12 protein-coding genes and 1 pseudogene are annotated in these 11,938 nt (G+C 42.4%); 8 read left to right on the top strand and 5 right to left on the bottom strand.

All coding sequences use genetic code 11. From position 1 onward, the window contains the following. From C7B70_RS27760 to C7B70_RS13340, 7 genes and pseudogenes are all read left to right on the top strand, one after another. Positions 1–171, top strand: a pseudogene (locus C7B70_RS27760) (transposase); the annotation flags it as partial. 208 nt (positions 172–379) lie between these two features. Beyond that, entirely contained in the window at positions 380–532 is a 153-nt protein-coding gene (locus tag C7B70_RS26350) for a hypothetical protein (protein WP_199192252.1), read from the top strand. 223 nt (positions 533–755) lie between these two features. Continuing rightward, positions 756–986 carry a hypothetical protein gene (locus tag C7B70_RS13360; RefSeq protein WP_106369527.1) on the top strand — a complete coding sequence of 77 codons (231 nt, stop codon included), beginning with the start codon at positions 756–758 and terminating at the stop codon, positions 984–986. A 28-nt stretch (positions 987–1,014) separates the two neighbouring features. Further along, positions 1,015–1,227 (top strand): hypothetical protein, encoded by a 213-nt coding sequence (locus tag C7B70_RS13355; protein WP_233220925.1) that lies wholly within the window; start codon positions 1,015–1,017, stop codon positions 1,225–1,227. Beyond that, on the top strand, positions 1,224–1,790 hold the full coding sequence (locus C7B70_RS13350; RefSeq protein WP_106369526.1) for a Uma2 family endonuclease: 567 nt from the start codon (positions 1,224–1,226) through the stop codon (positions 1,788–1,790). The genes C7B70_RS13355 and C7B70_RS13350 overlap by 4 nt, the downstream gene beginning before the upstream one ends. A 55-nt stretch (positions 1,791–1,845) precedes the next feature. Further along, positions 1,846–2,445, top strand: a complete 600-nt coding sequence (locus tag C7B70_RS13345; RefSeq protein WP_106369525.1) for a MarC family protein — start codon at positions 1,846–1,848, stop codon at positions 2,443–2,445. An 84-nt stretch (positions 2,446–2,529) separates the two neighbouring features. After that, positions 2,530–3,294: a hypothetical protein gene (locus C7B70_RS13340; protein WP_106369524.1), complete on the top strand. Its 765-nt coding sequence runs from the start codon at positions 2,530–2,532 to the stop codon at positions 3,292–3,294. A gap of 63 nt (positions 3,295–3,357) precedes the next feature. Here C7B70_RS13340 and C7B70_RS13335 read toward each other — a convergent pair whose 3' ends face one another. Next, complete coding sequence (locus tag C7B70_RS13335) at positions 3,358–5,601, bottom strand: DUF3488 and DUF4129 domain-containing transglutaminase family protein (RefSeq protein ID WP_199192247.1); 2,244 nt, start codon at positions 5,599–5,601, stop codon at positions 3,358–3,360. 108 nt (positions 5,602–5,709) lie between these two features. Between C7B70_RS13335 and C7B70_RS13330 the strand changes: the two genes are divergently transcribed. Next, positions 5,710–6,174 (top strand): hypothetical protein, encoded by a 465-nt coding sequence (locus C7B70_RS13330; RefSeq protein WP_106369523.1) that lies wholly within the window; start codon positions 5,710–5,712, stop codon positions 6,172–6,174. Position 6,175: 1 nt separating this feature from the next. Here the strand turns inward: C7B70_RS13330 and sds are convergent, their stop codons facing one another. From sds to C7B70_RS13310, 4 genes are all read right to left on the bottom strand, one after another. Further along, positions 6,176–7,147 carry a solanesyl diphosphate synthase gene (gene sds, locus C7B70_RS13325; RefSeq protein WP_106369522.1) on the bottom strand — a complete coding sequence of 324 codons (972 nt, stop codon included), beginning with the start codon at positions 7,145–7,147 and terminating at the stop codon, positions 6,176–6,178. Positions 7,148–7,359: 212 nt separating this feature from the next. Continuing rightward, positions 7,360–8,136: a glutamate racemase gene (gene murI, locus C7B70_RS13320; RefSeq protein ID WP_369831868.1), complete on the bottom strand. Its 777-nt coding sequence runs from the start codon at positions 8,134–8,136 to the stop codon at positions 7,360–7,362. A 71-nt stretch (positions 8,137–8,207) separates the two neighbouring features. Next, the gene (locus C7B70_RS13315) at positions 8,208–10,091 is read right to left on the bottom strand and encodes an N-acetylmuramoyl-L-alanine amidase (RefSeq protein ID WP_106369520.1); all 1,884 of its coding nucleotides are present in this window, start codon (positions 10,089–10,091) and stop codon (positions 8,208–8,210) included. A gap of 315 nt (positions 10,092–10,406) precedes the next feature. Next, positions 10,407–11,855: a cation:proton antiporter gene (locus tag C7B70_RS13310; RefSeq protein WP_106369519.1), complete on the bottom strand. Its 1,449-nt coding sequence runs from the start codon at positions 11,853–11,855 to the stop codon at positions 10,407–10,409. Positions 11,856–11,938: the final 83 nt, after the last annotated feature.

Genomic DNA, 11,938 nt, shown 5'->3' with positions numbered 1-11,938 from the left:
TCTGACAACGTTCAGGGGTTTAAAGTGCTGCCCCATCGTTGGGTAGTGGAACGAACGGTTGCTTGGTTAGGTCGCTATCGTCGCTTAAGTCAGGACTAGGAACGACGATAGCAGACCAGTGAAAGCATAATTTACGCTGCCATGCTCCGTTTGATGCTAAGGCGGTTAGCATCAAACGGAGCAAACCTGTCCTCTTACCTAAAATACTTTACAAACACGCTCTTAGACGCGGAGGATGAATCTGCACATATAGAACCAGAAGACAAGTTTGCTCCCTCTACTCGCAATTGGATTTATAGCTTAAAACCCCGCCCAACTCTAACTAAAGCGACTACTTATCGCGTTGAAGCAGTTTTAGGCTTGCAAAGTCTTAAGGGTAATTTACCTAGTACGAGTATATAGCCTGCATTATTTAGTCCGCTCGGTTACTCCCGGTACATTCCTTTATCCTGGCGCAGAAGTACATTTACAATATGCCCCAGAAGAATTTGGGCGATCGGCTGATTCTACATTACAAATAGTGAATAATTAATTTTTATAGTAGTTAAACTTATAGCAAAACTCCCCAATTACCTCTGAGAGACGAATCACAAAGTTTTTAAACCATGAACCAGCTTAGAAAAGCCCTGATTGTAATCAGCGCTATTGTTTTTCTAATTGTTGGAATTAGCCTAGCCAGGTATGGATATCTCCAAATCAGCCGCGCGTAAAGTTCTTGTGGCGGCTATGGGTTTATCAATAAACCTTGTTCACAAATGCCGACTATTGCAGAAGCTGACAAAATTTTGAACGCTCATAAAAGCAAGGTCGATCAAATCGAAAGAGTTAATCCTGGATTTGTTTATGTTCATGTAGAAGAAAGCAAAAACTGTGTAGGAAAAGGCATTATTTTAGTTAGCCACCCAAGTGAAAAAGACTGTGAGTTACTAAAGCAGGTTCTAGGTAATTCATTTTATGGAGTTCCCTACAAAATAATTAATAACTGAAGTAAAGTATTCAAGAAATCAAGAATGAGTGGAAGTTGCTATAACACAACCATTAAAGCCAAATCCGTCCGTCGATTTACGTCTAGTAAGTAACTTGCGCCGCGCACGCCTTGAATTTGAGGAGTTAGGATTGCAATTTGAGGAAGTAATAGCTAGATTTGATGAGGAGATTCGCAAGCAAAAGTTGAAACGAATCCAAAAATCTTTAAGTCTCTTGGACAATAATAGCGATCGCCTATGACTACTGCAATAGATCGATTATTAACTCTAGATGAGTTTGTCAGATTCCCTGAAACTCAACCAGCAAGCGAATTTATTGCCGGACGCATCTACCAAAAACCTATGCCTCAAGGCAAACATTCAAGGCTGCAACTCAAACTCTGCACTGCTGTAAATCAAGTAGCAGAAGATCGACAAATTGCCTTGGCTTTTCCCGAATTACGTTGTACTTTTGGCAATCGCTCTATTGTCCCAGATGTTACCGTATTTTCTTGGCAACGAATACCCTTTGATGCTGATGGAGAAATTGGTAATGTGTTTAAAATCTATCCAGATTGGACGATAGAAATTCTTTCACCTGACCAAAACGCCACTAAAGTTATTGGTAATATACTGCACTGCCTAAAACATGGCACTCAATTAGGGTGGTTTGTCGATCCAAGTGCAAAAATTGTTATAGTATTCCTGCCAAAACAGCAGCCTGTAGAGCTTACAGGACAAGATATATTACCTGTACCAGAGTTTTTAGACTTGCAATTAAACGTTGCTCAAATATTCGGCTGGCTTAAACCTGTAAAAAACTAAAAGTTCAAATAAAATTCACGCTAAGGTTATTACAGACCTTTTTCCCCACAGCCTAGTGAATTTTACCGTTTTATTCAAAGCGTTTATTGCTGTATTTGTGATTGCTGATGCCTTGGGTAATGCACCCCTATTTCTCGTGCTTACTAAAGGTATGGAGCTAGAACAAAGAAATAAAGTAGTCGATAAAGCTAGTGTAGTAGCAACATTGGTATTACTTGCTTTTGCTTTTGCTGGGCAAGCTATCTTAGATTACTTGAATATCAGCATAGGATCGCTAGAAGTGGCTGGAGGCTTACTGTTGCTGTTAATTGCTTTGCAAATGCTCAACGGAGAAATAGATACTCCCATTGTCGAGCAAGAGCGGGATGTCGCCATTACTCCCCTGGCTTTTCCGTTACTAGCTGGGCCAGGGACGCTAACTACTGTCATGCTGCTAATGTCTCAATCTCCCGAAGCGCGAATAAGTGTGGTTGTTGGGATTGTAGCGGCGATGATTGTAACTTGGTTTATTGTCCGCCAAGCAAGTCGTATTGATAAATTTATTGGTGCAGAAGGCGCAGTAATCATTACTCAATTGCTAGGTTTTTTGCTGGCGGCTTTAGCGGTGGAAATTGGTAGCTCTGGGATCAAAGAATTATTTTCGCTCAACCTTTAGAGATATTTAACTTAAGGATGAGGACTTCAAGGGTTCAGCTTTCTAAGCTGGTTGATATAAAAATTATATTAACTGGAAAGGAATATGTCTGGAAAGTCAGAATCGAAGGAAGACAAAACTACAAAAGCTTCCAACGGCGATACATCTAAAAGTAAGTCTCAAAGTAAAGATAGCCAGACAACAAAGACTCCAAACTTAGATTCACTACTTGAATTTTTGCAAGGCGATCTAAGCTCTATAGATGCGGCGGCGGGTTTAGAGGCAGTGGACGAATGGTACAGCCTTTTACACAAGTCTAAAGATAAAGACAGTAAAGAGCTTGCTGATAGTCTTAAAGAATTAAAGCAATTACTTAAAGGTGGTAAAGCATCAGGACATGAAGTTGGAGAAGCGCTAATTCATGTAGGCGATCGCACAATGGATGTAGCCTCTGATAGCGACACGGAAGTAAAAGCAACTTTGCAAAAACTTGGCAAACAACTAACTAAAGTCGGCAACTCTTTAGGCAAAGCTGAAGACCAAGAACACATTGACAGCATCAATACCTTAACAGAGTCGCTAGACGAATTGGAATCGGTTGAGATGGACGCAGCCACCGCCGCGATTGATTTATGGTACGGCGTTTTGCACAAATCCGACGACAAGCATTCTCAAAAAATTGCCGATAACCTCAAGAAACTTAAGCAATCTCTCAAGCCTAGCAAAGGCAAGAAAACCGATTTGGCGGAAGTTTTGGCGGAACTAGGCGAACAAACAATAGAAGCGGCGGCAGAAGCTCCTAGGGGCATCAAAGGGGCTGTACAGCGCTTAGGCAAACGCTTGACTAAAATTAGTAAGGCACTTGAGTAAACTTACTTTTGTCCCACTCCCAGTTTTGAGAGTGGGATATCTACAACGGATTTATTGTATTAATCACTTGCGTTTACCTCGAACAGTTTGCCATCTTTGCAATAAATAGCTCAAGTTAGGCGATTGACTACCATAACGCCAGCCTACATAGGCTTGACAAATCTCCTCAATTACTTGCGCGGTGGTAGAAGCATGACGCTGATAAGAGCTTTGAGCGTATTCTAAAGGTGTCTGCGATGAGTGCTTAAAGTCGCCTTTATTAGCCGTCCAAGCCAGCATTTGGCGATAAAGTCTTTCCATTGGTGGCAATTTGGCTAACTTGCGATGGTTAAGCCACTTTCTCCACTGTCCAAAACTTAGCCAACTAACAAAACCCAATCCAGTAGCAATAATTAACCCGGTTAATGTACCTAGCCAACCTTGAGAAAATAAGGCAAAAAACCAGGCGCTCGCATTTCCCAACCATAAAAATACATTATTCAGTAAACCTGTAATTGGAGAAGGCAACCATCCTGCGATCCACTGCCAAAATTTGCGTAAAACACTAAAAGTCTGAGATTCTTCGATAGATGGAGGAATTAAAGGATGATTGGGAATTGGATCGAAGGCAAACCAACCGTAACGAGGAAAGTACACCTCACTCATCGCATAAGCATCGGTATTACGAACCACGTACAATCCTGTAAATGGGTTGAATTTACCCGGACTGAAGCCTGCAACAAGCCGCGATGGAATGCCAATCGATCGCAGCATTATAGTTAAAGTTGTTGAAAACTGATCGGGGTAGCCACCTTGATTTTTAAATAAAAATGCTTCTACCAAGTCCTCATCTTTAGCTAATAAAGGCAAACCTAAAGGATTGTTAGGAATGGTGTAGCGCTGCTTAAGATACTGAGCAAGATAGAGAGTTTTTTCATAAGCAGAGGTCAAGGGCTTAGTTGATTTGGCTACTCGTTCTTGATTATATTTAGCTAAAATTTCCTCAGTGCGATCGCGTACTTTATTTTTAATCTCTGGGGGAATTTGCAAGTAATAAGCTTGAATATTTTTAGGATATTTATTACCCGTTTGCTGTAAGGCGGCGCGATCGCGGTAAGGGACTTCAGAAATTACTGTATAACTCATGTCTTCCCCCAATCCTACAGGACTTCGCAAACCCCCTTCTAAATCCATAGCAATTTCTCTAGTTGGAAAGTAAACTTGTTTGGGATGAGCTAAAGCTGGAATCAAATTCGGCAATTGCGAGACTACAGTATAAGTCTGCACGACTTCTTTAGTCTTGCCAACGATTAGAGGTAGAGGTAAAGATAATTGATAAGACCAACTAGATCGTAAAACCTTTTGAACTTGCTCGTTGCGAGAAATTTCCCAACCTTTGCCTGTGTATTTGTCGAAAGCCAGTACCCGCCAAAATCCTTCGGCTTGACTTCGTACCCGCATAACTATTTTAGGTTCTAATTCTCCCCGCAAATTCTGGTCAATCGTACTATTAAAACCATAATAAAAGGTAGAATCTGCTTTTCCTTCCGACCGTTGCGCCCCGCCTGTACCTGTACCCCCGCCTCCCTTACCCTCCTTTACATAACCAGGGTTGGCAATATTGCTACCGTTAAATTGCCCTTTAAAATCAATCGTTTGACTAACCGGAAACGATCGCAATTGGTAGCCGGGAAACCTGGGTAAAAAGGCAAAAATCAGCAATCCTAAGCCGAGAATAACTAAAAATAACTTGCCACTGCTTTTAACATTAGTCAGTGCTATAGCCTTAAATTTTCCTTTCTGTTTTATCCCTAACCGCGAACGGTAATCTAAAACTAAAGTTGGTAAAGCGATCGCTAAAAACAATCCTAAAATCGGCGCAAAGGCTAAAGTTTGACTAACTGTACCCGCTACGCCCAATAAAATTAGTCCAATCACAATCGAGTAACCTAAGTCTTTACGGCGGGGAACATCGAAGCTATGAAATACTTGAATTTGAATCAAAAATTCTGCCAAAACTAGCCGCGTATCGTTCAGTTGTCCTAAAAGCTTGCCAAAAAATACCCCCATTGCTACTAGCATTCCTAGGGCGATGCAAAACTTGAGAGTAATATTGCGACTTCGCCGCCGATACCAACTCCACGTTGCAGCGATTGTACTTAAAGGTATAGCCCATAGGCTAATTTGGGTTCCCCCCGCAATATCAACAGCAACAATCCCTACTATTACTAATACTTGAACCAATACCCGAAATAATATTGAGTCTTCCACCTCTATTTGTTTGGCGACGGCTAGGGGTGGAAATTTCTGATCGATAAATAATCGCATCTTTTAGGACTGAGCTATGCGCTTCGATGATGGCATACAATTAATTATTTGCCACTAGCACTGTCACACTTGCGCTAAATTCAATAATTGACAGTATTTCTCCAAGTTATGTTAGATCAACAAATTCAATCCTTAATAGATGATGCGCCCAATGATGGTGTTACGCCAGGTTTAATTAAAGCGATCGCACCAGGGCTGAAGCAATTAGCCTTAAAATTACGTCACGAGCAATACTATATTCTTCAAAGTTTAGATTCAGACTGGTTAGTAACAACTATTAGAAACAACGAAAACATTGAAAAGCGGGTAATCTATGCTTTTCCTACTCTCCAAGATAGCTTTGCCACCAGTAGCGCCCACTTCAAAGATCAATTAGTTGCTTTGCCTATGCCCGTCATTCATATTTTGTTTCAGTTAGTAGCGCTGCAAAGTATTGATAGCATTATCTTTTTAGAAAATCCCGCAGAAGCTACTACAGGTTATGAAATTAATCCTCAAGATATCCGAAAATTAATTCAAGTCCAAATAAAACCCCAATCTCTCTATAACCAAATCCCTCCTGATATTGCTTAAATTAATACATACGACTCAAAACATAATCAGCCATATTTATTAATGCTTGCTTTGACTGCGAAGGCGGCAAATCGGCTAAATGCTCTACTGCTAAACGAGCGTGATGAGCAGCTAAAGCGCGGGATCTCTCAATACCATTACTATCTTGAATTAAGGCGATCGCACTTTCCAAGTCTCCCGGTTTAGAAAACTGACGCTCAACTAATTCTTCCAAATAAGGCTTTTCCTCTAAAGCGTACAAAGCAGGAGCGGTCAAATTGCCACTACTAATGTCTGCAAGGGCAGGTTTACCTAACATACTGGTAGAACCTGTAAAATCCAAAATATCATCAACTATCTGAAATGCCAGCCCCCAATGACGACCATAACCATACAAATGCTCGGCGGTTTCTTTAGAAACATCGCTCAATAATCCCGCCGCCTTAGAACTATTGGCAATTAAAGACGCAGTCTTGTAGTAGCTTTTTTGTAAATAAGCTTCAATCGTTACTTCCGGGTCAAACTGCGACATTCCTTGCTGAATTTCCCCGGTGGCAAAATTCATAATCACCTCCGACAGCAGTTTGACTACTTCTAAATTGTCTAAATTAGCTAAATACCAAGAAGATTGAGCAAACAGAAAGTCTCCCGCAAGTACAGCTACACCATTGCCAAACAAGCTATTAACTGTCGGTACACCGCGCCGTAACTCCGCTTCATCTACTACATCATCGTGTACCAAGCTTGCCGTGTGAATCATCTCTGTAATCTCAGCCAATCGGCGGTGACGCTCAGTAATATCGTCGTCTAGCATTGTTGCCCGTGATACCAGTAATACGATAGCCGGACGCACTCGCTTTCCTCCGGCAGCAAATAAGTGTTTCGCGGCTTCAAAGAAAATTGGATGATGAGTACCAACTAACTTAATTAAATTCTCTGATAGCAAACACAGGTCTGCTTCCACTGGAGAAAAGAGAGAAGTTGCTGAAGTCATAGATGAGCCGACTCTGAGTTTATTTACGAAAATTTACATATGCTTTACTTATTTTAAGCTAACCGTCGGCAACGGGGAAGTTAGATTAAGGCTAATTTTTGCATGAGACAAAGTTATCGTCTGCTTTAACCGGATTATGAGCTTCATTCTTGGCTAAATTGCTCCAATTAGCCCAAACTCTTCGCAAGTTGAGCCATTTATCATTTTTTAATTTAGGTCAAAGATATCTTTTCAACTATTGGCTTACAACCCAATAATAATTGAGCAGATTGAGCAAAGTTTTGGGGACAACCACTAACACAAAAGCGAGTAGGAAGCGGGGGAATAGCTGTATTTGTCAAGCCAAGTAAATCGAGTTGTTGAGTTGCCGTTGCCACAACATGAATAGCAGGATCGAGCAACTTGACGCTAGGTGGCAATAGCAACCGCAGGATCGGCTCTAAATGGGGATAGTGAGTGCAACCGTAGACTAGAGTATCAATATGTTCTGCTAATAATGGGGCTAAATACTGCTGGGCTACTTGGGCTGTATAAGGATCGAGAACGCGGTTTTGTTCGATTAAAGGCACAAATTCAGGACAAGCAACTTGCCAAACTTGAAGTGTAGGATCGATGGCTTTAATTGCTTGCTTGTAGGCATTACTAGCAACGGTTGCGGGAGTAGCAATGACTCCAATGCGCCGACCGAGCTTTGCGGCGGCTAAAGAACCAGGTAAAATTGTGCCAACAATGGGAATAGGAAACTCCCCTTGCACAGTTTTTAATACTAAGGCAGAACTGGTGTTACAAGCCATAATTACCATTTTTGCTTGTTGTTGTAACATCCAATTGATAATTTCTCGGACAAACTGTAAAATTTCTGCCGTTGAACGAGTACCGTAAGGAACTCGCGCAGTATCGCCAAAATAAACAATTGATTCAAGAGGCAATTGACGCGCCACTTGACGGAGTACCGTTAGACCGCCAACGCCACTATCAAAAATGCCGATACAAGCAGATTTTGAGAGGTTTAGGGCGGTCGTATTAAGAGAAACAGAAAATTGAGACACAGGCTAAAAGATTACGGATTTTGTTGTAGATATTGCAAGATGCCGCGAGCAATCGCTTCAGCCATCTGATTTTGATAAGCTGTCGTTCCCAACCGGGGAGAATCGACTGCCCCTGTAACAAAACCAACTTCCACTAATACCGAAGGCATGGTACTTTTACGCAAAACGTAGAATCTTGCTTTGCGGACACCGCGATCGCGTACATTTATACTGCCCAAAATACTATTATGGATAGTCCGCGCCAAACGCTGACCACTTTCGTAGTAATAAGTCTCTAAACCATTGACATCGCTGCGGTTAGCAGGCATGGCGTTTGCATGGATGCTGACAAACACCTTCGCATTTGCCCGGTCGGCAATTACTGGCCTTGGCCCCAACTCGACAAAGTAATCACTATCCCGCGTCATTACTACTTGGATGCCTTGTTGCTCTAAAAGTGCTGCTACTTTTTTCGATATTGGCAAAATTACATTTTTTTCTTGTAATCCTCTAATCCCAATTGCACCAGGATCTTTGCCCCCATGTCCGGGGTCAATAGCTACCACTGTCCGTTTTTGCCCAACCGTACGCGGTTTAACTGACGGTGTAGGATTATTCGGCGGTGGAGTAGTGGGAATAGAAATTACATTTGGGGTTGTGGGCGATGGTGGAAACAATGCCCCAGAAGATCGTTGCAACGACAATGCTAATAACTCTGGCGACGGTTGATTTAGTTCTCCTACCTGCACTCCCGCCGCAGGTAACACCGAAATTAACACTGTTCGAGGCGATGGTTGTTGCAATCGGACTCGTAGCAAAGGACTATTAGTATTTAAGTTAGGCCCTCTCACCTGCCGCGCTAATTGGGTATTAGCCAAAGTAATTCGATATAATCCCGAAGAACGATCCCAGCCGCTTGTATAAGTTAGACTTTGATCGGTTTTGATTAATAATTGGCTACCATCGCCGTTAAATTCTACCGATTCAATAGTTGCAATTCCTGGTGCTGGCTGGACAGAAGTAGTTGTACTGGCGACGGTGGTAGTCCTAACTGCGCTAATACCACCTACAGGCAGCACCGTTATTCCCCCATACCGACTAACCGCCGCTTCCCAATCAGGGCTTCCAGTATTTACCTGCATCGCCATCCTAACTACAGGCGGTGAAGATTGAACTTGAGAGAGCTTAATATTGCCCACCCCAAACCGATTTACTTTAGTATTGGCGGCTGCTAGGGGCGACAAAGCCGCTCCTCTTAGGTCAACATTAATTTGGGAGCGATCGCTACTACGATTAACCTTAACGCTCGGAGTGCCACCCCCACGAGTACGGACAAATAAACCATCGGCGGTTACTTGGATATTGTGAACTTGAACAATGGCAGCAGAATTAGCAGCCGTTCTTCCACTACCGGAGTTTTTATTAGGCTGCACACTCGTAGTAACAACTGTAAAGACTTTGCTGGGGCTTGAATTGCGCGATCTAACCACAGGAGATAAAGGGCGATTTGTTAAGGGAGCCGCCGTTACTTTTTGCGGTGTGGGCAATTGTACTGTCCACTGGCTAGAAGTCACACCGCGAACTTTGATCAAGTTTGGATCTAATTTGTATCCCGGACTTAGTTCTAAAGCAATCCGAGTTGTATTCTCGTTAAACTGACCAACTCGCACGCTGCGAATTGCTCCACCGTATTCTTTCTTGACTGTAGAACGTTGTAAAGTTGTTCCTGGCAGATCGATTACTAAGCGAGTTGGGTTAAAAATTAGCTTCGCTTTGGGTTGAACACTGCCATCAGTATTGATGTGTAACCTATTTTGGTTAGTATCAAAACGCCAAGAACGCAGCTTTGCCGCCTCTGCGGTCGAGGATAGTACAAAAATACTTAAAATACTGGGCAGTAACCAGTGAAATCTCACAGTTGTTTTCTCCTAATTGTCATTCTTTCTAGCCATTTACGCCGTTTCAAATTTTGACTATTGGCTATGTTTTTACATCACCATTTGTTGCAATATTGGGTGAGATACTGATGATTGAGTATAGCTGAGTATTTGTAGTAAATATCGGCATTGGGCTTAACTAGAGACGTTATAGAGAAGGTTAGTTTACAACTTGACGCGCGATCGCACCGCAACTACAAAAATGCCAGTTTTTAGGCGATCGCGCCTTAAGTTCTTAATCTTTCTAAGCGGACGCAAACTAACCTAGGCTTGTTTCTGAAAAACATTACTAATCTACTCGATCTTTGGCGCTACTGATTCGGTAGCAGGATTAGGAGCATCTTTTAAACTAGAAATTGCCTCATTTAAGGGATCAGAAGGAAAAACAACTCGCAACAAAGGCGGCGCTAGAAAAGTAGTTAAAATTACCATAACAATAATTGCAGCTTCCAAAGGTTTAGAGAGTGCGCCACTAGCGGAACCCACCCCGGCAAATACCAGCCCTACTTCTCCTCGAGGAATCATCCCCACACCTATTGCTAACCGATTGATTTGCGGTTGCCCAAAGACAACCAAACCTGTAACTAATTTACCAACTATAGCGATCGCAATTAAAAAACTTGCAATAATCAAACCTTCTCTATTACTAGGTTCAAAGGGATTAAGAACACTTAAATCGGTCTTAGCACCCACGCTGACAAAGAAAATTGGTACTAATAAGTCAGCAATCGGACGTACTTGCTCATCGAGTTCTGTACGCTCATCGGTTTCATCTAAGACTAAACCCGCCGCAAAAGCGCCTAAAATTGCTTCTAAGTGAATTGCCGCCGCCAAATAAGCCAAGGAAAAAGCAAAGATAAAGGCAGGTATAGTTAACCTACCGCGAGTTTTGAGCCATGATGCGACTTTGACAAAGGACTTATTAAATACTTTCCCTAGCAAAACTGCCCCCAGCAAGAACGCGGTGGCGCTGATAATTAAATAAATAACATTACTAACATCTATTTCCCCAGTTTTTGCCAAACTCGCCACCACCGCCAAAACGATGATCCCAAGGACATCGTCAATTACTGCCGCCCCCAAAATAATTTGACCTTCAGTAGAACTCAGCTTGCCTAATTCCGATAGCACTTTAGAAGTAATTCCGATACTTGTAGCCGTCAAAGCCGCTCCGGCAAAGATCGCTGGAATAGCTGCCACATGGAACAAAGTCATTAGCCCGATAGTTCCCGCCGCAAAGGGGACAACTACGCCCACCACGGCTACTACTAAGGCTTGATAACCCACCGCTAATAGTTCTTTTAAGTTTGATTCCAAGCCAATTTCAAATAGCAGGACAATTACCCCAAGTTCTGCCAAAACTGAAATCACTTCGCTTTGTACTTGAAAAGTGGCAGCTACGGCGCTTGGCTCTAAGCCTGCGGTAGCTTGCAGCAAGGTCATAATTAGTGAACTTGAACTATCGCCACCGCCTTCAGGGAACACCAAAAGATCCAAAGCCGAAACGCCCACTACTACGCCGCCGACTAATTCTCCTAATACTGGCGGTAAGCCAAAGCGATGGGCTAGTTCTCCGCCAATTTTGCTTGCTAGATACACCACCACCAAACTTAGCAATACTCCTGCTAGGACAAGAGTGCTACTTTCGGGTACGGCATTAGCAGTTAATAAAATCGTCTTATTCCAGGGGGGAACAAGCGTTAACAGTGACAAGTCAAGGGCAGTAATTGCTTCTATTTCCATTAGCTATGTAAAAATCATCTTTTTTACTGTACAAGAAGATTGCCAGGAAGCCTTAGCATCATTATTAGATGTAAGGAGCCGCA

It is taken from the genome of Chlorogloea sp. CCALA 695 (assembly GCF_003003885.1).
Classification (GTDB): Bacteria; Cyanobacteriota; Cyanobacteriia; order Cyanobacteriales; family Chroococcidiopsidaceae; genus Aliterella.
Note: the sequence above shows the minus strand (reverse complement) of the source record. Positions and strands in the feature narration are given on the sequence as shown.